This is a genomic window from Arthrobacter subterraneus, from assembly GCF_900099735.1.
Lineage (GTDB): Bacteria > Actinomycetota > Actinomycetes > Actinomycetales > Micrococcaceae > Arthrobacter_D > Arthrobacter_D subterraneus.
In genome coordinates this window covers 670,402-692,881 of record NZ_FNDT01000001.1, presented here as the reverse complement: position 1 = coordinate 692,881, position 22,480 = coordinate 670,402, and the positions used below count along the sequence as shown (strand labels likewise).

Annotated in this window: 23 protein-coding genes; 11 read left to right on the top strand and 12 right to left on the bottom strand. The window is 65.8% G+C overall.

Translation table 11 applies throughout. From position 1 onward, the window contains the following. The first annotated feature begins 17 nt into the window (after positions 1 to 17). The 3 genes from BLS52_RS03240 to BLS52_RS03230 all read left to right on the top strand — a co-directional run bounded on the left by BLS52_RS03240 (position 18) and on the right by BLS52_RS03230 (position 3,367). On the top strand, positions 18 to 659 hold the full coding sequence (locus BLS52_RS03240; RefSeq protein ID WP_245702667.1) for an Rv1352/Rv1906c domain-containing protein: 642 nt from the start codon (positions 18 to 20) through the stop codon (positions 657 to 659). 220 nt (positions 660 to 879) lie between these two features. Then, complete coding sequence (locus BLS52_RS03235) at positions 880 to 2,481, top strand: alkaline phosphatase D family protein (protein WP_090584461.1); 1,602 nt, start codon at positions 880 to 882, stop codon at positions 2,479 to 2,481. Between the two features lie 37 nt (positions 2,482 to 2,518). Next, complete coding sequence (locus BLS52_RS03230) at positions 2,519 to 3,367, top strand: phosphatidylinositol-specific phospholipase C/glycerophosphodiester phosphodiesterase family protein (protein WP_090584460.1); 849 nt, start codon at positions 2,519 to 2,521, stop codon at positions 3,365 to 3,367. A gap of 108 nt (positions 3,368 to 3,475) precedes the next feature. Here the strand turns inward: BLS52_RS03230 and BLS52_RS18775 are convergent, their stop codons facing one another. After that, entirely contained in the window at positions 3,476 to 4,006 is a 531-nt protein-coding gene (locus BLS52_RS18775; protein ID WP_245702666.1) for a hypothetical protein, read from the bottom strand. Positions 4,007 to 4,047: 41 nt separating this feature from the next. Continuing rightward, on the bottom strand, positions 4,048 to 4,653 hold the full coding sequence (locus tag BLS52_RS18770; protein ID WP_245702665.1) for an alpha-amylase family glycosyl hydrolase: 606 nt from the start codon (positions 4,651 to 4,653) through the stop codon (positions 4,048 to 4,050). 192 nt (positions 4,654 to 4,845) lie between these two features. Here BLS52_RS18770 and BLS52_RS03220 point away from each other — a divergent pair, with 192 nt between their 5' ends. Together BLS52_RS03220 and BLS52_RS03215 are read left to right on the top strand one after the other, a co-directional pair. Next, positions 4,846 to 6,603, top strand: a complete 1,758-nt coding sequence (locus BLS52_RS03220; protein ID WP_090584459.1) for a glycoside hydrolase family 13 protein — start codon at positions 4,846 to 4,848, stop codon at positions 6,601 to 6,603. Between the two features lie 54 nt (positions 6,604 to 6,657). Then, positions 6,658 to 7,737: a LacI family DNA-binding transcriptional regulator gene (locus tag BLS52_RS03215; protein WP_090584458.1), complete on the top strand. Its 1,080-nt coding sequence runs from the start codon at positions 6,658 to 6,660 to the stop codon at positions 7,735 to 7,737. On the opposite strand, the gene BLS52_RS03210 is transcribed toward BLS52_RS03215, so the two are convergent. From BLS52_RS03210 to ybaK, 7 genes are all read right to left on the bottom strand, one after another. Continuing rightward, complete coding sequence (locus BLS52_RS03210) at positions 7,695 to 7,973, bottom strand: hypothetical protein (protein ID WP_090584457.1); 279 nt, start codon at positions 7,971 to 7,973, stop codon at positions 7,695 to 7,697. The genes BLS52_RS03215 and BLS52_RS03210 overlap by 43 nt on opposite strands. A gap of 9 nt (positions 7,974 to 7,982) precedes the next feature. Next, complete coding sequence (locus tag BLS52_RS03205) at positions 7,983 to 8,702, bottom strand: GAF and ANTAR domain-containing protein (protein WP_175460070.1); 720 nt, start codon at positions 8,700 to 8,702, stop codon at positions 7,983 to 7,985. A gap of 118 nt (positions 8,703 to 8,820) precedes the next feature. Continuing rightward, entirely contained in the window at positions 8,821 to 9,585 is a 765-nt protein-coding gene (locus BLS52_RS03200; RefSeq protein ID WP_090584455.1) for a GAF and ANTAR domain-containing protein, read from the bottom strand. 87 nt (positions 9,586 to 9,672) lie between these two features. Further along, positions 9,673 to 10,428, bottom strand: coding sequence for a GAF and ANTAR domain-containing protein (locus tag BLS52_RS03195; RefSeq protein WP_245702664.1), 756 nt, complete (start codon positions 10,426 to 10,428; stop codon positions 9,673 to 9,675). A gap of 231 nt (positions 10,429 to 10,659) precedes the next feature. Beyond that, positions 10,660 to 12,384, bottom strand: a complete 1,725-nt coding sequence (locus BLS52_RS18255) for a M23 family metallopeptidase (RefSeq protein WP_245702663.1) — start codon at positions 12,382 to 12,384, stop codon at positions 10,660 to 10,662. 227 nt (positions 12,385 to 12,611) lie between these two features. Then, entirely contained in the window at positions 12,612 to 13,526 is a 915-nt protein-coding gene (locus BLS52_RS03185) for a diacylglycerol/lipid kinase family protein (RefSeq protein WP_090584453.1), read from the bottom strand. A gap of 73 nt (positions 13,527 to 13,599) precedes the next feature. Beyond that, complete coding sequence (gene ybaK, locus BLS52_RS03180) at positions 13,600 to 14,091, bottom strand: Cys-tRNA(Pro) deacylase (protein ID WP_090584452.1); 492 nt, start codon at positions 14,089 to 14,091, stop codon at positions 13,600 to 13,602. Positions 14,092 to 14,186: 95 nt separating this feature from the next. On the opposite strand from ybaK, the gene BLS52_RS03175 reads away from it, so the two are divergent. Beyond that, positions 14,187 to 15,491, top strand: a complete 1,305-nt coding sequence (locus BLS52_RS03175; RefSeq protein ID WP_245702662.1) for a cation:proton antiporter — start codon at positions 14,187 to 14,189, stop codon at positions 15,489 to 15,491. Further along, on the top strand, positions 15,484 to 16,215 hold the full coding sequence (locus BLS52_RS03170) for a YqjF family protein (RefSeq protein ID WP_175460069.1): 732 nt from the start codon (positions 15,484 to 15,486) through the stop codon (positions 16,213 to 16,215). The genes BLS52_RS03175 and BLS52_RS03170 overlap by 8 nt, the downstream gene beginning before the upstream one ends. Here BLS52_RS03170 and BLS52_RS03165 read toward each other — a convergent pair. Then, complete coding sequence (locus BLS52_RS03165) at positions 16,212 to 16,490, bottom strand: acylphosphatase (RefSeq protein WP_090584450.1); 279 nt, start codon at positions 16,488 to 16,490, stop codon at positions 16,212 to 16,214. The genes BLS52_RS03170 and BLS52_RS03165 overlap by 4 nt on opposite strands. Then, positions 16,487 to 17,182 (bottom strand): SDR family oxidoreductase, encoded by a 696-nt coding sequence (locus BLS52_RS03160; RefSeq protein WP_090584449.1) that lies wholly within the window; start codon positions 17,180 to 17,182, stop codon positions 16,487 to 16,489. The genes BLS52_RS03165 and BLS52_RS03160 overlap by 4 nt, the downstream gene beginning before the upstream one ends. Before the next feature lie 170 nt (positions 17,183 to 17,352). Here BLS52_RS03160 and BLS52_RS03155 point away from each other — a divergent pair, with 170 nt between their 5' ends. The 3 genes from BLS52_RS03155 to BLS52_RS03145 all read left to right on the top strand — a co-directional run bounded on the left by BLS52_RS03155 (position 17,353) and on the right by BLS52_RS03145 (position 20,591). After that, positions 17,353 to 18,324, top strand: a complete 972-nt coding sequence (locus tag BLS52_RS03155) for an aldo/keto reductase (protein WP_090584448.1) — start codon at positions 17,353 to 17,355, stop codon at positions 18,322 to 18,324. A 7-nt stretch (positions 18,325 to 18,331) separates the two neighbouring features. Continuing rightward, complete coding sequence (locus tag BLS52_RS03150; RefSeq protein ID WP_245702661.1) at positions 18,332 to 19,330, top strand: SDR family oxidoreductase; 999 nt, start codon at positions 18,332 to 18,334, stop codon at positions 19,328 to 19,330. Positions 19,331 to 19,397: 67 nt separating this feature from the next. Then, positions 19,398 to 20,591, top strand: coding sequence for a TerC family protein (locus BLS52_RS03145; RefSeq protein ID WP_090584446.1), 1,194 nt, complete (start codon positions 19,398 to 19,400; stop codon positions 20,589 to 20,591). Between the two features lie 96 nt (positions 20,592 to 20,687). Here BLS52_RS03145 and BLS52_RS03140 read toward each other — a convergent pair whose 3' ends face one another. Further along, the gene (locus tag BLS52_RS03140) at positions 20,688 to 20,936 is read right to left on the bottom strand and encodes a hypothetical protein (protein WP_090584445.1); all 249 of its coding nucleotides are present in this window, start codon (positions 20,934 to 20,936) and stop codon (positions 20,688 to 20,690) included. Between the two features lie 194 nt (positions 20,937 to 21,130). On the opposite strand from BLS52_RS03140, the gene BLS52_RS03135 reads away from it, so the two are divergent. Next, positions 21,131 to 22,450 (top strand): M20 family metallopeptidase, encoded by a 1,320-nt coding sequence (locus BLS52_RS03135; protein ID WP_090584444.1) that lies wholly within the window; start codon positions 21,131 to 21,133, stop codon positions 22,448 to 22,450. Positions 22,451 to 22,480: the final 30 nt, after the last annotated feature.

The following is a 22,480-nucleotide window of genomic DNA, read 5'->3' as shown; positions in this document are numbered from 1 at the left end:
AAAGGAAAAAAAGAATAGTGAAAGTTGTAGACAAGGCGCGGACGCGCGCCATGGGGGTTGCCTCCAACTCGAAGGCTCGGTGGATTGCTGCCGGGGTGGCCGCCGTCGTGCTCTTCAGCGGCGGTGCTGCGTTCGGATCGGTGCTGCCGGATCCGACCAGGAGCGACGAATACGTTGCGCTCAACGAAGAGAATACGGAACTGGACGAGTCACTGGCGTCGATGGAAGAGAAGTATCGGGGAGTGCGCGGCAAATATGCTGAACTGCTGACCGATATCCAGGATCGCGAACGCGCGGTCGACAGCGAACGCAAAGAGGTTGAAGAGCGCGAGGCCGCCGCCGCTTCCGCGCAGGAGAAAGTGAAGGCTGCCGAAGCCGCCGTCAAGAAGCGCGAAGACGCAGCCTCCGGTGCCGAAGCGAAGCAGGCAGCGAACACGGTCGCCGAGGGAACCTGGACAGTCGGTGTCGACATTGAACCCGGCACCTACCGGACAAAGGAAAACGTCGGATCGAGCTGCTACTGGGGTATCTACACCACAGGCACCAACGGGGACGACATCCAGGCCAACGACATTCCCGGCGGCGGGCGTCCGATGGTGACCCTGGTCGAAGGCCAGGACTTCACTACCCGGCGCTGTGGGGCGTGGCAGAAGCAGTAGCCGAAGGTCCACAGAAACTGTCCGTAGGTGCAAAACCGCCGCTTCGAACCGGCGATCCTGCACCTCCGGGCAGTTTCTGTGTCCACGGGCGAAAGTCTGACGGCGAAAACTGCATGCCTGAGTTAACTAACTGTCCGCATGGTGTTCAAATCCGGGTGGCGGGGAGTTCGGGTGCGCTCGATTCAATGGTGGCAGTCGCCTATCCGGAGGTCCTGCCACCATGTTCGATGCCCTGTCTGCCAGCACTGACCGACGCCGTTTCCTCAGCCTCCTGGGCGGCGGCACGCTCGCCGCCGCCGTCGGCATGGCTGCAACCCAGCCGAGCCGCGCCTGGGCCAATCCGCAGTTCTCCGACTACCCCTTCTCGCTGGGAGTGGCCTCCGGTGAGCCGGTGCCTGACGGCGTCGTGATCTGGACCAAGCTGGCACCGGAGCCAACGGCACCGGACGGCAAGGGCGGTATGCCCAACAAGGCCGTCCCGGTGAACTGGCAGATCGCCGAGGACCCTGCGTTTGCGCGGGTGGTCCGCGCAGGCGCGGAAATGGCCTCTCCGGAACTCGGGCACTCGGTCCACGTAGAGGTCAGCGGCCTGCGGCCTGACCGCGAGTACTGGTACCGCTTCCGCGCAGCCGGGCAGCTCAGCCCGGTGGGCCGGACCAAAACGGCGCCTGCCGCAGGTGCTGCACTCGCCTCGATGGCGTTCGCCTTCGTGAGCTGCCAGAACATGCCTGCAGGTTACTTCACCGCGTATAAGCACCTGGCGCAGGAGGACCTGGACGTGGTCCTGCACCTCGGCGACTACATCTACGAGGGCAGCGGGCAGGGGCAATTGGGCCGCGGGCACCTACCTGTCTCGGAGATCTTCTCGCTCAGCGACTACCGGGTACGGCACGGACAGTACAAGACAGACCCGGATCTGCAGGCCGCCCACGCAGCCTTCCCCTGGCTGGTGACGCTCGATGACCATGAGGTGGAAAACAACTGGGCCGGCAGTATCTCGCAGGAAGACAACGAGCCGGACCAGGATCCCGCCGTGTTCCTCGAGCGCCGGGCAGCGGCGTTCCAGGCGTTCTATGAGTTCCAGCCCCTGCGTCTCGCCAACAAGCCCAACGGCCCGGACATGCAACTGTTCCGTCGCGCGAAGTTCGGGAACCTCGCGGAGATCAACATGGTGGACACACGGCAGTACCGCGACGACCAGGTGTGCGGCGGCGGGCGTGCCTTCGACTGCTACGAACGGCTGGACCCCGCCCGCACCATGCTCGGGGAAACGCAGGAGCAGTGGCTGCTGGACGGCATGGAACGCTCCGACTCCACCTGGAACGTCATGGGGAACCAGGTCTTCTCCATGCAGGTTGACGCCACGCCCGGCCCTCAGGTGGGGCTCGGGATGGACACGTGGAACGGGTACGCCGCTGCCCGGCAACGCCTGTATGACGGCGTGCAGCAGCGCGGAGTCGACAACTTCGTCATCCTCACGGGAGACGCCCACCGGAGCGCCGCCGCGGACCTCAAGCTCAACTTCGACGACCAGTCGTCCCCGACGATCGGCACCGAATTCCTCGGGACCTCCATCAGCTCGGGCGGGAACGGCCGCGATATGGATGCGACCGGCCAGCAGTGGCTCGCAGAAAATCCGCACCTGAAATTCCATAACGCACAGCGCGGTTACGTGCGGTGCGAGCTGACCCCCACCCAGTGGCGCACCGATTACAAGGTGGTGCCCTACGTCACGACGCCGGACGCACCCCTGAGCACAAACGGAACCCTCTACGTCGAAGCAGGCCGCCCGGGCATCGCCCAGGTGGAAAAGAACGCCTGACCCTCCCAACCAACCAATCCCGACAGTCTGGAACCCCATGAAGCTCCTTCACCTCACCGCTGTATGCGCAACCCTCGCCGCCTTCACCATCAGCGCCGCGCCGGTGGCAGCGGCACCCGCCCAGCCCACCGACGTCGTACTCGGTGAACCGCAGGCCGCCGCCCACGCACACAACGACTACGAACATGACCGTCCGCTCTTCGACGCGCTGGAACAGGGTTTCACCAGTGTGGAGGCTGACGTCTGGCTGGTCGACGGGGAGCTCCTCGTGGCGCATGACCTCGAGGACGTCCAGCCCGGCGTCACCCTCGAGAGCCTTTACCTCGACCCGCTGGCCGACCTCGTGAAGGGCCAGGGACGCAGCGTCTACCCGGGCTGGGACGGTGAATTCCAGCTGCTGATCGACATCAAGAGCGAGGGCGAAGCAACGTACGCCGCCATCGAGGAAGAACTCGCTGAGCACCGGTCGATCCTGACCCGGTACAGTCACGGGTCGACCAAGCAGGGACCGGTGACCGCGGTGATCAGTGGAAACCGCCCCCTTGCGACCATGGAAGCGGCAACGCAGCGGTTCGGGTTCTACGACGGCCGGGCCTCGGACCTCTCCTCGGGGATGCCCGCGGAACTCATGCCCCTGGTGAGCAACAACTGGACCCAGCTCTTCACCTGGCGCGGCGAGGGCCCGATGCCTGAGGAAGAACGCGCCAAACTCCAGACCTACGTCGAAACAGCGCACGACGCCGGGTACCGCGTCCGCTTCTGGGCAACCCCGGACACCGAGGGCGCTGCCCGTGACGCAGTGTGGACCGAACTCGTCAACGCCGGTGTGGACCACATCAACACCGACGACCTCGCGGGTCTCGCCGACTTCCTCCAGCAGCAGTAACCCGGGACTCCGTAAGTAGAAACTGCCCTTGGGTGCAGGGTCGCCGCTTCGAACCGGCCGTCCTGCACCTGCGGGCAGTTTTTGCGTCCGAGGCCCTCCGGGGAGCGGTCAGGAACCAGGCCCCACGACGCCCGGGACCAGCCACAGCCGGACGCCCGGACCATCGCCGCGGAAGCTGCCGGAACCCGCGCTCGCACTCGCGCCCGAACCGGAACCCGCAAACGGCGCCCACTCCGCTGCGCTACCGCCGATATCCCACAGGTCCGCGGCGCTATCGGCAGCGTCGATGCCGAGGTTGTCCAGGGGCAGGGTCACGTCATCGAAACCGGAACGGCACGCCACCACCAGCACCGACCCCGAGGCGTGCTCACGGATATAGGCCAGCACGTCGCCCTGCGCGTACAACCACCGCAGTCCTCCGAAAGCAAGCGCCGGCGTATCCCGACGCAGACGTCCCAGGTGAGCCGCGGCGTCGTACAGGTCGTGGTGCTCCCGCGAGAGCGAATCCCACGGCATCGGCGTCCTGGACTCTTCGCCGTTGACACCCTGCAGCCCGAACTCGTCACCGGCAAACAGGGTGGGAATCCCTGGCATCGAGAACAGAATGCCGAGCCCAACCAGCTGCCCTCCGGGAATCATGACCGTCGCAGCCCTCGCGGTGTCATGCGTGTTCAGCGCAATCAGTTCTGCGTCCGGACCTGCCAGGGGAAGGCGGCGGCAAACACGGAGTGCAGCTCAACGAACTGCTCGGCCGGAATGCGGTTCGGCCCGGGCAGGGGAGTGCCGAAGAAGTTCACCCGGTCCGCAGCGGAACCGGCCAGCCACTGCCATAGCGGGCGCGTAAAGTTCGAGTACGTCATGGCCCCATGCCAGGTGTCGCCGTGGAAATCGCGCGCCGCATCATTGGTGGACTCGGCAAGCAGCAGCGTGTCCGGGTTGACGTCCCGCATGGTCGAACGCACGGCTGAGGCCACCGAACGGTTCAGATCAACCGCACCGTGGCGGCCCGTCATGTTCGCGACGTCGATCCGCCAGCCGTCCAGATTGAACGGGGGCTGCAGGAACCGCGCGACGACGGACGACGGCCCGCCGATAAACCGCTCCCGGAGCGCGGGGGAGAGCCAGTTCAGCTTCGGCAGGCTCGGCACGCCGAACCATGCCGCGTAGTCGGAGCCATCCTCGGAGAAGTAGTAGAAGCCCGCTTCCTCGGAAGCAGGATCCGACGACGCCGCCTCGAACCACTCGTGCGCATCGCCGGTGTGGTTGGTGGTCAGGTCTCCGACCACCTTAGCGAGCGAAGCACGTCACAAGTGTAAGCGTTTCCATTCTGAGATGTTCGCCCACAGTTCCAGGTGCATCCGGCGATACTCCGGATTCCGTCTGGACCGGCGGAATGGCGCCGATTATGAACCGTACCGAGAAAGTGGTGAAGTGAAAGCGTTTCCAATTGCGTCCCGTATACCCGTACACTTTTCCGCATGTCGCTTTCTTCCTCCCCCGTTCTGCCTGCCTCCGGCCCCGCACTGCAGACTCTCGATCTCACCCTGATCCACCCTCAGGACTCTGATGCGCGCTGGTGGCGGTCATCGGTGATCTACCAGGTCTACCCCCGCTCTTTCCGCGACCTGAGCGGCGACGGGATCGGTGATCTCAGCGGGATCACCGCCGAACTGCATCAGCTCGCTGAACTGGACATCGACGCCGTCTGGCTTTCACCCTTCTACACCTCACCGCAGAAGGACGGCGGCTACGACGTCAGCGATTACTGCGACGTCGACCCCATCTTCGGCACCCTGGCTGACTTCGATGCCCTCGTCGCCCGCGCGGACGAGCTCGCCATCCGCGTCATCATCGACCTGGTACCGAACCACTGTTCAAACGAGCACCCGCTTTTCCAGGCGGCCCTCGCGTCCGACGCCGGCAGCCCGGAACGCGAAATGTTCATCTTCCGGGACGGTACCGGTGAGGACGGGAACTTCCCGCCGAACAACTGGCAATCCCACTTCGGCGGCTCCGCCTGGACCCGCACCCAGAATCCTGACGGCACGCCCGGCCAGTGGTACCTCCACCTCTTCGACTCCTCGCAGCCCGACTTCAACTGGGACAACACCGCCGTCCGTGCGGAATTTGAGCGGATCCTCCGATTCTGGCTCGATCGCGGCGTGAGCGGCTTCCGCGTGGACGTCGCCCACGCACTGGTGAAAGCCGCGGGCCTCCCGGACTGGGGCGGCCGGGCTGACGGCATCAGCACCCCCGGCTTCCCGGGTGCGGACGCCCCCATGTTCGGCCAGGAAGAGGTCCACGCCATTTTCCGCAGCTGGCGCGCCATTCTTGACACGTACGACGGCGACCGCGTCCTGTGCGCGGAAGCCTCCATTGACCCCCTGCCGCGGCTGGCTGACTGGGTCCGTCCGGATGAGATGCACCAGACCTTCAACTTCGCCTACCTCGGTGCGCCGTGGGAGGCATCTGGCCTGCGCAGGGTCATCACCGACTCCCTTTCGGCCTTCGATGCGGTCTCCGCGCCGACCACCTGGGTACTCTCCAACCATGACGTCGTCAGGCACACCTCACGGCTGGGACTCTCGGAGCCGGTTCGGGGCGGCGACGGGATCGGCGCTGCCGACCCGCAGCCCGATACCGCGGTCGGCCTCTCACGCGCCCGCGCCGCCTCCCTGACCATGCTGGCACTGCCCGGCGGCGTGTACCTGTACCAGGGTGAGGAACTCGGCCTGCCCGACCACACCCGCATGGCAGCCGAGCACCGCCAGGACCCGTCATTTCTGCGCACCGGCGGCGAACGCCTGGGCCGCGACGGATGCCGCGTCCCCCTTCCCTGGAACGCCAATGCAGACGGCGCCTTCGGCTTCAGCACCACCGGACAGTCCTGGCTTCCGCAGCCCGAGGACTGGGCTGAGCTCTCACGGGAGGCCCAGATCAGCGACAGCAACTCGACCCTGAACCTGTACCGCACCGCACTCCGCATCCGCCGCGAACGCGCACTCGGCTCCGGCTCCCTTTCCTGGGCCGGCGGATTTCCGGAGGACGACGTCGTGGCTTTCCTCAACGGGGACACTCTTGTTGTGCTCAACATGGGCAGGGATGCCGTGCAGCTTCCGCCGCTTGATATCGTCGTAGCGAGTGAAGCCGGCGCGGGAGCGGACGGCAGGCTTGACAGCAACCACGCTGTCTGGCTTGACCTGTCTGCGGACCGCAGCGCTTCTTTCCAGGACTGATTCGTGGGCGGTAAACCCGCCGGGTGCATATTGAATATCGAGTGAGGGGGCGGCGTGGCCAGTATCAAGGACGTCGCCGCACGTGCAGGGGTTTCCACTGCCACCGTGTCCCGTGCGCTCAGCGGCAACGGCCATGTCTCGGAAAAGTCGCGTCAGCGTGTGCTCGCCGCCGCCGAGGCACTGGGCTTTGTGATGTCCTACTCGGCTTCCAGTCTTGCTTCGGGCCGGCACCGGAATGTCGGCGTGGTGGTCCCGACTGTGGCGCGCTGGTACTACTCGGAAGTCATCGAGGGCGCCTCCAACGCGCTGCTGGAGGCGGGCTACGACTTCACGCTGTACAACACCGGGAGTATCCCGACCTACCAGCAGAGCGTGCTGAAGGACTTCCTGCTGCGGCAGCGGCTCGATGCCGTGATCGTGGTGTCCATGGAGCTGGACGCGGAGGAGATCGCGCAGCTCCTGTCGATCAAGCGGCCCGTGGTGGGTATCGGCGGGCCGTTGCCCGGTGTGCCGTCGATGGGCATCAACGGATTTGATTTGGCGTCCCTGGCAACCGAGCACCTGATCGCCCTGGGGCACACCAGAATCGCCCACATCAGCGGGACCCAACAGCACGAGGTCCGGGACTTCAGAGTCACCGGAACGCGCCGTGAGGGGTATGAGGACGCAATGCGCCGCGCCGGCCTGAGCGTGCCTTCCGGCTACATCTGCGACGGCGATTTCACCATTCCGGGCGGCTACCGGCAAGCCAAGCAGCTGCTGTCCAATCCCCGTGCCCGGCCAACGGCGTTCTTCTGCGCTTCGGATGAAATGGCGATTGGGGCAATATTGGCAGCACGGGACCTCGGCCTGCAGGTGCCGGGGGACGTGTCGGTGATCGGCATCGACGGACACGAACTGGGTGAGCTGTTCGGGCTGACCACCATCGAGCAGCACCCCCGCCGGCAGGGTGAGCGGGCGGTGCAGCTTATGCTGCAGGCACTCAAGTCACAGGATCCCACGTTCCACGGCGAGAACGAACTGGTCTCCACGAACCTGCGGGTTCGTTCCAGTACCGCTGTGCCCCAGTTAGGTTCAGCCCGCGCTTCCGGTTATCCGTCACCGGGTTCCATGGGCGGCAGTTCATCGGAGTAGGGCGCACGCGGGCCCTTCCCGTCGGGCAGTAGTTCGTTGGCGGCCATGGCCAGCAGGTCCCGTTCCAGCCGGGGCAGGGAGAACAACCCCTGCAGATAGGCGTCCACCTCGTATTCTCCGGCGGAACCACCGATGCTGAAATAGCGAAGCCACAGCTCGCCGGTGGTGATGTCACCGGTCTTGAGCGCCGCCTGCAGTTTATGCCGCTGCTCGGGTTCGTAGCTTTCGAATGCCACGGCGAGCCCTCAGCGCCCGTCGGCCGCAGTTCCGGCCACAAGGTCAGTGCAGACATCGATCAACGATTTCTGCTGGGTACGCGCCATGGTCATCAGCTCCGACAAAGCCTGCTCCGCGGTGCCGCTTCCCCGGGCGAGGAGGATCCCGCACGCCCGGTTGACCAGGTCGCGGCTGTAAAGCGCTGCCTGGAGGCCCCCGCTGATCTGCTTGACGGTTTCAGTGCCTTGGATATGGGATAGCAGGATGGCGGCGGGAGCGGTGAATTGCTCCAACAGGCGGGCCGTGCCGTCGTCATAGATGTTCGGCGCATCGGCGTAGACCTTCAGTGCTCCCAGTGCATGTTGTCCCACCATCAACGGCGCGCTCAGCACGGAACGGATGGGAAGGCCCCAGACGGCGGAGCTCCATTCCGGCCAACGCCGGTCAGTAGCCACATCCGGGACGATGATGGACATCTCCGATGCCCAGGCAGTGAGGCACGGCCCCTGCCGCAGCTCGTACTGCAACCGATCGGCTTCGGCGACCACCTCATCGGTGAACCCGGTGCTGGTCCGGTTGCCACGCACATCGAGCAGGCTCACCCCGGCGCCGATCGACCCCGGAATGGCCTGCCTGATCCCCTGGGCGAGATGAAGGACGGCATCGTTCACCTTTTCCTCGGTGAGCAGCAGGCCCATGATCCGGCCGACTGCCGCGGACAGTTCGTCCAGCGGGGCTTTTCTGTTCATGATGTGCCTTCAACGTGTCGGGAGTCAGCTGACGCCCATCCGGTGGAAGCGCGGGCCGTGTACGCTCTTACAGCCTAGGCTTCTGCGGCTCGTCCTACCACCCGGGCCCCTGCAGCGATTACTCCTGGAAGATTGTCCCCTGGCCGCAGTCGCCCCCGACCCGATCGACAATTTTCTCGGCCAGAACGCGCAGCTTGATATTGCGATGGCTGCTGGCGTCCACCAGGACCTGGAATGCCTTGTCCCGCGTGCACCGGTTCTCGGCCATGATCACCCCCACTGCAGTGGCGATAATGGTCCGGGACTCCAATGCGGCGGTGAGGTCATCCCGCAGTTCACTGAGCTGGGCGATTTTGAGTGCGAGGTGGAGCGCCCTGGAGGCTTCGCCTGCTACGTCCTCCGCAGTGGCGACGCTTTCCGCGGAGAAGCCCAGGACGCGGGGCGAATAGAGGTTCAGGACGGCCTGTCCGGTGCTCTTGACGTCCATGGGAACAGCCAGCATGGACGAGACACCACTTGCTGCGGTTGCCCGAAAGTAGTCCGGCCATCTGTTGTCCGAGTGCACGTCCGGAACAAGAATTCTGGTTCCCTCACGGAGCGCCGTGAGACAGGGGCCGTCCCCGTAGCTGTTCTGCAGCTCGTCGAGTGTGCGGGCGCGGGGGTCGCTGCTCGCCACCGTCACAGGCCTCTTGCGCCGAATCACAGTCACGCCACAGGAAACCTCGTTGTCCGGGGCGGACAGCCGTTCGGCGGCCGCCCGGGACATCTCGCCCAGAAATTCCCGAACTTCGGCGCTGCCGGACAGGAGGTCCTCCAACTGCACCAGGACGTCCGGGCGCTCCATCCCGCCGGCGGCATGGGAATGGCGGTTCTGGGTATCCATCTCACTCTCCCTTTCTTCCGTGACTGTCTCTTTTCCATCGTCCTCTGATGCCATCCTCGGCGAAACCCCAATGCATCCCGTGTCGAATTACCCGTCCTCGGCCGTGCGGCTAACCACGGTGGCCGCCGTCGATTTTCTGAGAAGTTCGTCTGCGATGTCCTGGATTTTCGTGTCGTGATGCCGGGAGGCCACCTGCAGCAACGTCATTGCGGCCTCCCGGCTCAGACGGTTCTGGACCATCACCAGCGCAATGGCGGCATCCACCACAGCCCGTGACTTCATGACCGCGCGCAGGTCATCGGGATAGTGGTCGGCCGGGTGAACGCGCAGGGCCAACCTCAGGATCCTCGATAGCGAGACCGCGTGCTTCTCGATGGACGCAACCATGTTCACCGTGAAAACAGTGGTGTCAGGGGCATAACAGTTGAGTGCTGCCTTCGCTGTGCTGTCCGTGGGGATCGGCACGGCGAGGACGGCCCCGATTCCTTCGCCCGTCACAGCTTGCGCATACCGGCGCCAGCGTTGATCCCCGCCGAGGTCTGGAATCAGGACAGTATGTTGCCCGCGCAGAGCAGTGAGGCAGGGGCCGTCGTCGAACGCGTACTGCTGTTCATCCAGCCGCTGGGCTGTGGTGCTGCTGCTTGCGACGGTAGTGGGGCCCCCGTTACGTTCGACGGTGATGGCGCAGTGGACCGAACCGTCTGTGCTGAACAGAGACGCCGAGATGGTGCTGAGGCTCAGCAGGAACTCAGTGAAGCCGGGGCTTTTCAGGAGCAGATCCTGCAATTCCTCAGGTCCGGGTGCTGGATCGTTGGCGGCCAAGACGGCCTCGATTCTGTACAACGCCAGAGCATGGACCCCGACTGGCGGCCGTGCACTCGCTTCGCGCGCGGCCCGTGGTGGAAACCTGGAGTATCTCTGCCGAGCGGCTTCCTACTATCGAGCCTACGCTCGATGGTCCGCACTGGGCCGGTTTCGGCAGCACCAATACGGCTGTCAGTCCATAGAGGGCGGCAGCCGACGTGCGGCTACCGCCCCGAAATGTGAAAGCGTTGGTACTCGGCGGCGATCCGGTTACGGTGCAGGAACCAGTGCGGGATCGACCTCGCGAGCCGGTTCAGTGCCCGTGGCCCCAGCCGCAGTGGAAGCGGATGCTGATGCGGTTGCAGAGGCAGATGCGCACAGCTCTGAAGCCTTGATGGGTTTACCGGTCACCGGGTCGAGGACCGGCTCACCGGTGACCGGGTCCACCACAATGGCCTCGGGGTCAACCGCGGGATCGCAGGCCTCAAGCGGGTTCGTGACCGAGATTGTCGGTACCGGGGCCGGAACGGCGGGCGTGGGATCGGTAACTCCAGGCGCCGGTGTCGGATCGGGTACCACCACCACGGGCGCGGGTTCCGGTGCCGTTACCACCGGCGGAGGCGCGGGCGTGGTGTCGGTGACCGGGGGCGTGGGCTCGTTGACCGGCGGCGTAGGGGTGGTGTCGGTGACCGGTGGCGTCGGCGTGGGATCCGCTACCGGCGGTGCCGGTGCCGGATCGGTGGCTGTCAACGCCGGCGGAGTTGGAGTGGAAGGGGCGGACTCCGTGTCCCCGGAAGCCTTTGGTGGCGGTGGCGTAGTACTGGTTGTCGGAGTGGGTGAGCTGGTCCCCGGAGCTGGCGTCTTGGGTTTCGGAGACGTGGTGGTGGACTTCGTCCCGGACGGCGAGGGCGACGGGGTGGCGGCCACGGAGATGGATGAGGACGGCTTGCCCGGGCCCGTCGACTGGTTTCCACCGGCGGTGGTGGTCCGCGTGGATGACCGCGGGCCCTGGGCGGCCATGTCCGCATCGACCCGCGGAGGTGAGTTCACGGCCACCGGGTGGATAGCTTCGGCAGAAGCGAGGTAGGCGACCCAGGCGGTGTTACCGTCTTTGCTGCCATTTGTCCCGGGGGTGTAGTTCACCAGGGCGGGCATGTCGGCCGGGCCGCTGTTCTCAACCGGAATCAGCTTCCATGCAGCGGGGTCGGTGTGCTCGCCATCGAGTATGGTCTCGAAGTGCAGGTGGCAGCCCGTGGACAACCCGGAGGTGCCGATGGTGGCGATGACCTGACCCGCACCAACGCGGTCGCCGGTCTTCACAGCGATGCCCTCGAGGTGGTTGTAGGTGGTGACCAGGCCGTTGCCGTGGTCAACTTCCACGCGGTTTCCACCACCCCAGGGGTGCCAGCCGACAGCCCGCACAATACCGGCGTCGGCCGAGAAGACTCGGGTGCCGCAGGGCGCCGCGAAATCCTGTCCGGAGTGGAACTCGTTATTTTGCCCTGTGATGGGGCTGGTACGTACGCCGAAGGGGGAACTCGGCGAGAGGAACTGCAAGGGAGAGATGAGCATTCCCTTGTCGGGACGCTCCGCGCCGCCGTTCATCCCGGCAATACTGGTGCCACTTCCTTCCGTCGACCTGCCTGACGCGGCCTGGCCGGGGAGCTCGCGCCCGGGAACGAGGGAATCGGTTGTGCCGAACGGGAACGTTTGCGACGGCTGTCCGAGTACCTGCGCGCCGACGTATCCGGTATGCGGGAGACCTGCCTCCATTGTCAGGCCGCTGCCCTGCGCGAGGATGGTTCCGCTGGAGCTATCCAGGCCCGATGTCACGGCGCCGGTGACGCCCACGCCGGAGGTCAGTGGGGTGGATCCGGGATGGCCGAAGGAATAGATCACAGCCAGCGCAAGACACACGCTCATACCGGACCGGACCGCGCGCGGCCGGTTCTTCACAGCGCGGCGGCGGCCGGATACCGGCTTGACATCACTCACAAATCACTCCCCATTTGGTTCCCCTATCGAAGGTCGTCACGACCCGCCCAAGGGAAGGAACTTGAATAATCAGCCTCCGCTAGGTGCCCGCGAGGGGCACGTCATTGCTGTAGCTGACACTCAGCCTACGTGGCTGATTGCCATGGAAACAGAGTCCTCTCACTCTCTTGTGGAAACCTTGAGTGATTCCGGACTTGCCTGCAGAAACAGCGGAAAATCCGTGCCGATTACTGCGGCGCGATGACCTGCCAGGCATTACATTGCACTTCCCAGCGGCGGTGGGTGAAAGGGCCTAAAAGTTCGCCGTCATTGCTGATCCGGAAGCCGCAGCCGTCCACCGCCTTGATCTCCACGGTCCGTCCGCGGCCGATCCGCACGTCACTTCGGCGCGCATGGTCACCGTTCTTGAGCCCGAGGGCGTAGCCCACCCGCGCTGCCCTGCCCACCGATTCCCACAGCACGACGTCGACAAGCCCGTCATGCGGGTTGGCGTCCGGTATGAGGCGCGCACCTCCGCCAACGGTGCCGCCGAGGCCGAGCGCCGCCATCAGCAGGGGGCTGGAACCGTCATGGAGAACCTCACCATCCACCTGGACAGTGAGGTTCAGCCCGGGAGAACTGATGCCGGCTGCGAGGGCGCCCAGCGGATAGCCCAGCTTTCCGGCCTTCACCTTCCGCAGTTGCTTCTTCACCTCGGCACCCTTGTCAGCGGCATCCGCGCCGATTCCCATGTGAACGGCATTGACAGCGACGCGGTCCCCGCTCAGCAGCAGCTCCATGGACCGCGGCCGGCCGGACAGCACACAGTCCGCGGCCTGCAACGGCTCAAGCGGGATCTCCAGCGACCGGGCGAGGTCATTTCCGGTGCCCACGGGAATGATGCCGATCGGCCCCGCCGAGCCGAGGGTCCCTGCCTGATGGAGGCACTGGACCGCCGCGTGGATGGAGCCGTCACCGCCGAGCAGTATCAGCTGCCGCCCCTCGAGGCTTCGCAGTACGGCGTCGAGCCCGTCAAGGTCCTCGGTGTGGGCAAGATCGAAGGACGTGCGCCGCCTGACCGCCGCCGAGGCAAGGAAGGAGGCGACGGCGTCAACACTGCGCCGGTTCGCTGTTCCGGCGGACGCGTTAACGACCGCCAACATGCCTTGGTGATGCACGGGTGCTCTCGTCTGCCGGACGGATTAGGACAACTGGGCCTCACAATAGTACGTACGCTCAAGGAACGGCGAGGGGCGCCGTCGTACCGTCGGTGACGCGGAGGAGATCAGCCGGCGCCAACTCGATTTCAAGGCCCCTCCGCCCGCCGGAGACGAGGATGGTCCCGAAGGCCAGAGCGGACTCATCAAGAACCAGCGGGCTGGGGTGCCGCTGCCCGAGCGGTGAGATGCCGCCCAGGACGTAACCGGTCCTGCGCTCCGCGGCGGCGCGGTCGGCCAGAGCCACCCGCTTGCTTCCGCACGCGGCGCCCATCGCCTTCAGATTCAGTGACCGGTTGACGGGTACGACGGCGACGGCCAGGTGGGTGCCGGCGTCGACCATCAGTGTCTTGAAGACCCGCGCAGGATCCGTGGCCAGTTTTTCCGCGGCTTCGGTTCCGTAGGATTCGGACGCGGGATCAAGCACATAGCTGAAGGTTCGGAAGGGAATCCCGAGCTGTGCCAGCAGAACTGTGGCCGGAGTCCCGGTCGACGCTTCGCGCTTTCCCATCCGGCCCAGTATCCCATCCGTGCTTCCCCGCCGCCACGAAGTGCACGTGCCCCGAGTATCTTTAGGCAGGACCAATTTGGTGAGAGGCAACTGACGTGCTCAAGCTTTTCGAGGGACCGAGCATCATCTATACGGTTCTCGGCATCATCGTTTTTGCGGCAGCGCTCCTGCCGCGCCTGCTGCGGCGGGCGCCCGTTTCCATGCCCATGGTGTTCCTTTCCGCGGGAATCGTGGCGTTCGCCCTGATCAAGTACCTTCCGGACCCAGACCCGGTGAAGTACGACGTCGTCACCACGCACCTCACCGAGGTCTGCGTGATCATCTCGCTCATGGGCGCGGGGCTGGCCCTCGACCGGCCGCTCGGCTGGCGCTCGTGGTCCACCACCTGGCGGCTGCTGGGGATCGTGATGCCGCTCTGCATCCTGGCGTTCACTCTCATGGGGTATTTCTTCCTCGGTCTCGGGCTGGCGAGCGCCGTTCTCGTCGCCGCGGCACTGGCCCCCACCGACCCGGTGCTTGCCTCGGAAGTCCAGGTCGGTGAACCGGCTGACGGCGAGGAGGGCTTCGACCGTGAGGACGAGGTCCGCTTCGGGCTGACGAGCGAGGCGGGCCTCAATGACGGGCTCGCGTTCCCGTTCGTCTACCTCGCCATCACCATGAGCCTCCTCGGCACTTCGCCGGAGTGGTTTCCGCAGTGGTTTGCGGTGGACGTCCTGTGGCGGATCGGCTTCGGGGTGCTGATCGGTTACGGGACGGGCCGGCTGCTGGGCCGGCTCTTCTTCTCGTCGAGGAAGGACTCGTTCCGGCTCTCGAACCACTCGGAAGGCTTCGTCGCGCTGGCAGCGACCTTCCTGGCCTACGGGCTGGCCGAAACCTTCGAAGGGTATGGCTTCATCGCCGTCTTTGTCTGTGCCATCACGGTCCGGAACGAGGAACGCGACCACGGTTACCACCGCGTGCTCCACAGTTACGTTGAACAGCTTGAACGGCTTCTCTCGGTGGTCATCCTGGTGCTGCTCGGTGGAGCGATCGCGAGGGGACTGTTTGAAACGATCGGTTGGACCGACGTCGTTCTGGCCCTCGCCTTCCTGCTGCTGGTCCGCCCGCTGGCAGGCTTGCTCGGCTTGCTCGGGGGAGATACCGGTCTCAGGGAGAAAGTGGCGCTCGCCTTCTTCGGGGTCCGTGGAATCGGCTGTCTCTATTACATCGGGTACGGGCTCAGCAACGGTGAATTCGACGCCGAGGCGACCGAGGTCTGGGCGTTCGTGGGGCTCGTGGTCGCGCTCTCCATCCTGCTGCACGGCATCACCGCCACGCCGGTCATGGACGCGCTGGACCGCATCCGGAAACGGGAGACCGACGTCGAGGGCGGCGAAGAGGTGCCGAAGACCCATGTCTGATCCGGGACCGCAAGTGTCCTGGCCCCAGCCGCCACCCCTGCGCGGGCCGGCGCTCATGGACCAGTTCTGGGGCGACGCCGTCTTCCTGCACTGGCGGATCAGTACTGCCCAGGCGGCCCGCTTCATGCCGCCGGGCACTGGCCCGGACGAGTACGACGGCGATTCCTGGGTGGGACTCATCGGTTTCCGGATGCGCGGAGCAGGGTTTGGGCGCGGCGTGCCGGTCCGGTATTTCGGCACGTTCACGGAAGTCAACGTGCGGTTGTACTCACGGGGCAGGGACGGAGAGCGCGGCGTCGTGTTTCTCACCCTTGATGCGTCCCGCCTCGCCGTGGTGCTCGGTGCACGTGCCGCGGGCATTCCCTACGTCTGGTCCAGGTGCCGGACCTGGAACCGTCCGGACGGAATCGGGTACTCGGTCAACCGGTTCCGGGGCGCGTCGTCATCCTTCGCTGTCATCCCCGAGGACCGTGCGGCCGCTGATCCGCTCTCGGTTTTCCTGACCGCGCGGTTCGGTCTCCATTCCACCTTGGCAGGCCGGACCCTCTACATCCCCAACACCCACTCGCCCTGGCCGCTCCAGGCCGCCGCGCTGCAGCATTGCCACGACGGCCTCGTGCGTGCAGCGGGCCTCGACGTGGACGGCCCGCCCGAGTCCGTGCTCTACTCGCCGGGCGTCCAGACCCAGTTCGGGAAGCCGCGCGCGGTGGAGCCGGCCCGCTAGTCGGTGACGAAACCGCTCAGACCGCCGGCACCGTCGTCGTGCATTTCCGCCTCGACATTCTCAACGCGCCCTGGAGCATCTCCCGAGCGCAGCCAGCGCAGGAACTGCTGGACGGACGACGGCGGTCCGGCGGCCACCACGAGCACCGAGCCGTCGGAGCGGTTGGTGGCGGACCCCACCAGGCCGAGCTGTTCAGCCTGCTGACGTGTGCGGTACCGGAACCCGACGCCCTGGACCTCGCCGGTGACCCTGGCAACCAGGCGGACGGCGTTCATGCCATTCCCGAGGGCCGGATGCTGAGGGACTCCACTGTGGAATCACGGGGCGCGTCCACGGCGAGACGAACCGTCCTGGCGACCTGCTCGGGCTGGATCCAGGCGGTGGGGGAGTAGTCCTTGCCCTCGAACTCGTGCAGCTCAGCCTGCATGTCGGTGGCTACCCGGCCGGGGTGGATCGAGGAGACCCGGACGCCGTGGGGCCGCTCCTCCTCGCGGAGCGCGTCGGTGAGGGCCCGGAGCGCAAACTTGGTGCCGCTGTAGACCGCTGATCCTGCCCCGGAACTGTAGCCCGAGCCCGAGTTGATCGCGACCACCTGCCCCCGGGCGGCGCGCAGGGCGGGCAGCAGCAGCCGGGTCAGCTTTGCGACGGCGAAGACGTTGATCTCGAAGCTGGTCCGCCAGGCCTCGTCCTCAAGGTCGGCGATGGCGCCCATCTTGAGCACACCGGCGGAGTGCACCAGCACGTCCAGCCGGTCAATCCCCGCCACGTCAGTTCCGGACACCTCCCGCACATCCACCGCGAAGGGCTCGGCTGATGGGTACGACGAGGCCAGGGCCTCCAGCGCCGCCCGGTCCCGACCGCCGAGGAGGAGGTGATGGGTGGACGCGAGCTCATCGGCAATGGCACGGCCGATGCCCCGGGAGGCTCCGGTGATCAGCGCCACGGGCAGGGCGGAGGGAGAAGTCATGGATGAAATCCTAGGCGTCCGGCAACGTTTGTGCAGGTCTGGTGGGTTCTCCGCGGCCGGAGTCACCAGAGGTGTACAAAAAGTCACCTCTGGCGCTGGAGCCCCGGGCTTGGCAGGATGGAAAGCGAATTCCAGCTCGTCCCCGCACAAACCCGTTAGGAACTTCGCTGATGCAGTACACGCACCTCGGCCGCTCCGGCCTGACTGTTTCCCGGCTGTGCCTCGGCACCATGAACTTCGGACCCAAGACGGAGGAGGCTGACGCCCACTCGATCATGGATTCGGCCCACGCCTCGGGCATCAACTTCTTCGACACCGCGAACGTCTACGGCTGGGGAGTGAACAAGGGCCGCACCGAGGCGATTGTCGGCCGCTGGTTCGCCAAGGGAGGCGGGCGGCGCGAGAAGACGGTGCTGGCCACCAAGCTTTACGGCGACATGGACGAGTGGCCCAATAACGGCAAGCTGTCCGCGCTGAACGTCCGCCGCGCCCTCGATGCCAGCCTCCGCCGCCTCCAGACCGACTACATCGACCTCTACCAGTTCCACCACGTTGACCGGAACACACCCTGGGATGAGATCTGGCAGGCCATCGAGGTGGCCGTCCGGCAGGGCAAGATCCTCTACTCCGGCAGCAGCAACTTCGCCGGCTGGCATATCGCCCAGGCACAGGCCGCAGCGGCCCGCCGTAACTACACCGGTCTTATCAGCGAGCAGTCCATCTACAACCTGCTGACCCGGACGGTGGAACTCGAAGTCCTCCCCGCCGCGCAGGAGTACGGTCTCGGCATCCTCCCCTGGTCCCCGCTGCACGGCGGGCTGCTCAGTGGTGTCCTGAAGAAGGAAAACGAGGGCGTGCGCCGTCTCGAGGGACGTGCTGCGGACACGCTTCAGAAGCACCGCGACCAGATCCAGCGCTACGAGGACCTCGCGGACTCGCTCGGCCAAACACCGGCCGACCTCGGGCTGGCCTGGCTCCTCGCGCAGCCCGCAGTCACCGCGCCGATCATCGGACCGCGCACCCGGGAACAGCTCGACGGCGGCTTGCACGCCCTCGACATAAAGCTCGACGACGACACCCTGGCAGCGCTCGACGACATCTTCCCGGGCCACAAGACGGCGCCCGAGGATTACGCCTGGTGAGCACGCCGTGAGGATTCTGTGCATCGGCGGGACCGGAGTGATCAGCACCGCCGTCGTCGACCGGGCGCTCGCCTCCGGCCATTCGGTCACCCTGATGAACCGGGGGAGCAGTACCGGGCGCCCGGCAGCGCCGCGCGCAGAACTGGTGCAGGCGGATATCCGGAAGCCGGAGGACGTCCGGGCAGCCCTGGGCAACGGCACCTTTGACGTCGTCGTCGACTTCGTGGCGTTTACGCCCGACCATGTGGCGACCGATATCGAACTGTTCACCGGGCGCACCGGACAGTATGTGTTCATCAGTTCGGCCTCGGCCTACCAGAAGCCGCCGGCCGCACTGCCCATCCGTGAATCCACCCCGCTGCGCAACCCGTTCTGGCAGTACTCGCGGGACAAGATCGCCTGCGAGGACCTGCTCGTCGCCGAGTACCGGGAGCGGGGCTTCCCAATCACGATCGTCCGCCCCTCCCACACCTATGACCACACCAAGATCGCTCTGGCGGGAGGCTGGACGGATATTGCCCGGATGCGGGCCGGACGCCCGGTGTTGGTTCACGGTGACGGCACGTCCCTGTGGACGCTGACGCACAGCACCGACTTCGCGAAGGCCTTCGTGGGGCTGCTCGGGCTGCCTCAGGCGATCGGGGACAGTTTCACCATCACCTCTGACGAGGTGCTGCCCTGGAACCGTATCTACCAGCTGTTCGCCGAGGCCGCGGGAGCGCCGGAACCCGACCTGGTGCATGTTGCCTCCGAGGCGATCGCCGAATACCTTCCGGACCTCGGCCCGCAGCTCCTCGGCGACAAATCGCACTCCGTGATCTTCGACAACACCAAGGTGAAGGCCCTCGTCCCGGAGTTTGTCTGCACAACACCCTTTGCGCTCGGTGCGCGGGAGATTCTCGCCTGGTATGACGCGGATCCAGGCCGCCAACAGATCGACTCCGAACTGGATGGGGAATTCGACAGGATCATCGCCGCAGCGAGGAGGCCTTCTACCGGTAGCTGAATTGCTTGCGGGTGCGCTGACCGTCGAACTACCGTGAAAGCCACGCCCGCTGCCGAGGAGATACCGCATGGAAGTACCCACTACTGTCTGGATGTTCACGATCGTCGGCATTGTGGGGCTGCTGCTGTTCGACTTCTTCTTCCACGTACGGAAGGCGCACACACCCTCGCTGAAGGAAGCAGCGGTCTGGTCCTCCATCTATGTGGGCATCGCAATACTGTTCGGCTTCGGTGTGCTGATTTTCGGCGGCGGAGACATGGGGGCGGAGTACTTCGCCGGGTACATCACCGAGAAGGCCCTCTCCGTGGACAACCTCTTTGTCTTCCTCATCATCATGACCACGTTCAAGGTTCCGCGGGCCGATCAGCAGAAGGTGCTCCTGTTCGGCATCGTGTTCTCGCTGATTGCGCGGACCGGCTTCATCTTCCTGGGCGCGGCGCTGATCAACTCCTTCGCCTGGGTGTTCTACATCTTCGGACTCATCCTCCTGCTCACCGCAGGCAACATCCTGAAGCCGAAGAACGTCGAGGAGGAAGAGACCCTGGTAGTCCGCCTCGCTCGGCGCTTCCTTCCGGCCACGGAACACTACGACGGCGACAAGCTCTTCACCATCGAGGACGGCAAGAAGGTCCTCACGCCCATGCTCCTGGTGATGGTGGCGATCGGCGGCACGGACATCCTCTTTGCCCTGGACTCCATCCCGGCAATCTTCGGACTGACGCAGAGCGTCTTCATTGTCTTCACGGCCACGGCGTTCTCCCTGATGGGCCTGCGGCAGCTGTACTTCCTTATTGACGGCCTGCTCGACAGGCTCATCTACCTCTCCTACGGGCTGGCGGCGATCCTCGGCTTCATCGGAGTAAAGCTGATCCTCCACGCGCTGCATGAGAACACTGTTCCGTTCATCAACAACGGCGAGCACGTCGAGGTGGTGGAGATCCCCACCCTGCTGTCGCTCGGCGTGATCGTGGCCATCCTGTTCATCACCATCCTTGCGTCCCTCCTCAGCCCGAAGGGCAAGGTCAAGAACCTCGTCTCCGGTGCCCGCCGCCACGCCGTCCAGTACCTCGACCTCAACTACGAGACCGACATCAACGAGCGCGAGCGCATCTTCGACAAGATGTGCGCCGAGGAGAAGATGCTGCGGAGCCAGCCCGAGAAGTACAAGCGGCTCATCCGGAATGAAACCGAGTTCATGGCACTGCTCAAGCAGGCCCACGAGGAGCACGAGGCCGCGCTGGAACGCGAGCCCACCCGCTAGGCCGGCAGGCACCCCACAGCAGTACGACGGCGGTTCCCTCCCCGTAAGCGGGAGGGAACCGCCGTCGTCGTCGTGGCTTGATTCTTGTGGGCGCGGTTACGCGGCGATACCGGTCCGGGCTGGCGCCGTGCGAATCTGCCAGATGGCGTATTCCTCGGCGTGGAGGATGGCGCGGGTGCCATCGGAGGAATCACGGATCCACACCACGCCGATGCCGGGAGCGGTGTCCTCCACCCGGCCGCGGTAGTGGACTTCGTGACGGAGGTGGGCTTCGATCTCGTCCCCGCGGCGCAGGGCTGCGAGGTCGCGGATGCGGATTATTTCGGTGTGGGTGAGCAGAGACATTGCGGCTCCTGGAGTGCGGTGGAGACCCGGCTTTCCCGCCGGTGATTCAAGCGTCCCTCCCCGGTGTTGCCGTGCAGTTACGGCGGCGTTATTTCTGCGGGTACACCATGTTGCCTGTCAAGGGGGAAACGCGTTTATTACCCCGGGTTGCCTCGATCTCCTCCCGGCGGGGATTGGTTGCCTAAGCTACCCAGATGACCGAACCAACCGTGCCGGACCCGGCCTTCCTCCACGCCATCGCAGCCGAGACCCGGGTGCGCATGCAGACCGCAGAACCTGCACCCTCCCCGTACCGCGGCGCGCCGCAGGAGCTCACCGACGCCGTCAACCATCGCATAGCCGCCCTGGAGGGCGATCTCGCGCACATCGTCCACACGCTCCACGCCCATCCGGAAACGGCCTACCAGGAGCACGCCAGCGCCCGGGTCCTCGCCGACGTGATCGGCGCCCACGGTCCTGACGCGACGGTGGGGGCGCACGGCGTTGCCACAGCCATCCGCGCCGAGATCACCGGAAACGCGCCCGGACCCACCATCGCCGTCCTCAGCGAGTACGACGCCCTGCCGGGCATCGGCCACGCCTGCGGGCACAACGTCATCGCGGCCACCGGCGTCGGTGCCTTCCTCGCGCTGGCATCCGTTCGGGACCGCCTGCCGGGACGGGTGGTGTTCCTGGGGACCCCTGCCGAGGAGGGCCACTCCGGCAAGGAAGTGATGGCGCGCAACGGCGCTTTCGACGGCGTGGACGCCGCCATCATGGTCCATCCCTACGGCTATGACCTCGCGGACCAGGCCTGGCTCGGCCGCCGCCTGCTGACCATCACCTTCACGGGCGTCCCCGCCCACGCATCCGCCCAACCGTTCATGGGCCGCAACGCCCTCGACGCCGCCAGCCTCGCGTACCAGGGAATCGGCCTGCTGCGGCAGCAGCTTCCGCCGTCGGACCGCGTGCACGCCAACATCGTGGAGGGCGGACGAAGCCCAAACATCATCCCCGACCGCGCTGTCCTGAAACTGTATGCACGTTCGCGGCTTCCGGAGACGCTGAAGGACCTGAGCAGGCGCCTTGATGACATTGCCCGCGGCGCGGCGCTCATGACGGGCACCGCCGTCGAACTGTCCTGGGATGAGCATCCGCCGTCGCTGCCCATCCGCACCAACAGCGCCCTCACCGGACGATGGGTCCGCGCACAGCAGGGCCGCGGACGCGCGCCGCTGCCGGCCGGCGTTGTCTCCGACACCCTTGCCGCCTCCACGGACTTCGGCAACGTCAGCTACCGGATCCCCGGAATCCACCCGCTCATCAGCATCGCGTCCCCGGACACCGCCCTCCATACCAGCGGGTTTGCCGCCGCCGCCAACACGGAGGCCGCCGAGCAGGGCGCGTACGACGGCGCCGCCGGACTTGCGCTGACCGCACTGGATTACCTGTGTGACCCGGACCTGCAGCGCGCCGTCGCGGACGAGTTCGCCGCGCAGGGCGGGCCGATCGACGTACCCGCCTACTTCGACTGACACCCACCTGAACTTCCGCACTCCTAGGAG

Coding starts and splice junctions, on each gene's coding strand:
- BLS52_RS03235 (WP_090584461.1), top strand. CDS start 880: ATGTTCGATGCCCTGTCTGCCAGCACTGACCGACGCCGTTTCCTCAGC.
- BLS52_RS03230 (WP_090584460.1), top strand. CDS start 2,519: ATGAAGCTCCTTCACCTCACCGCTGTATGCGCAACCCTCGCCGCCTTC.
- BLS52_RS18775 (WP_245702666.1), bottom strand. CDS start 4,006: ATGATTCCCGGAGGGCAGCTGGTTGGGCTCGGCATTCTGTTCTCGATG.
- BLS52_RS03220 (WP_090584459.1), top strand. CDS start 4,846: ATGTCGCTTTCTTCCTCCCCCGTTCTGCCTGCCTCCGGCCCCGCACTG.
- BLS52_RS03205 (WP_175460070.1), bottom strand. CDS start 8,702: ATGAACAGAAAAGCCCCGCTGGACGAACTGTCCGCGGCAGTCGGCCGG.
- BLS52_RS03200 (WP_090584455.1), bottom strand. CDS start 9,585: ATGGATACCCAGAACCGCCATTCCCATGCCGCCGGCGGGATGGAGCGC.
- BLS52_RS03185 (WP_090584453.1), bottom strand. CDS start 13,526: ATGTTGGCGGTCGTTAACGCGTCCGCCGGAACAGCGAACCGGCGCAGT.
- ybaK (WP_090584452.1), bottom strand. CDS start 14,091: ATGGGAAAGCGCGAAGCGTCGACCGGGACTCCGGCCACAGTTCTGCTG.
- BLS52_RS03170 (WP_175460069.1), top strand. CDS start 15,484: ATGTCTGATCCGGGACCGCAAGTGTCCTGGCCCCAGCCGCCACCCCTG.
- BLS52_RS03165 (WP_090584450.1), bottom strand. CDS start 16,490: ATGAACGCCGTCCGCCTGGTTGCCAGGGTCACCGGCGAGGTCCAGGGC.
- BLS52_RS03160 (WP_090584449.1), bottom strand. CDS start 17,182: ATGACTTCTCCCTCCGCCCTGCCCGTGGCGCTGATCACCGGAGCCTCC.
- BLS52_RS03155 (WP_090584448.1), top strand. CDS start 17,353: ATGCAGTACACGCACCTCGGCCGCTCCGGCCTGACTGTTTCCCGGCTG.
- BLS52_RS03145 (WP_090584446.1), top strand. CDS start 19,398: ATGGAAGTACCCACTACTGTCTGGATGTTCACGATCGTCGGCATTGTG.
- BLS52_RS03140 (WP_090584445.1), bottom strand. CDS start 20,936: ATGTCTCTGCTCACCCACACCGAAATAATCCGCATCCGCGACCTCGCA.
- BLS52_RS03135 (WP_090584444.1), top strand. CDS start 21,131: ATGACCGAACCAACCGTGCCGGACCCGGCCTTCCTCCACGCCATCGCA.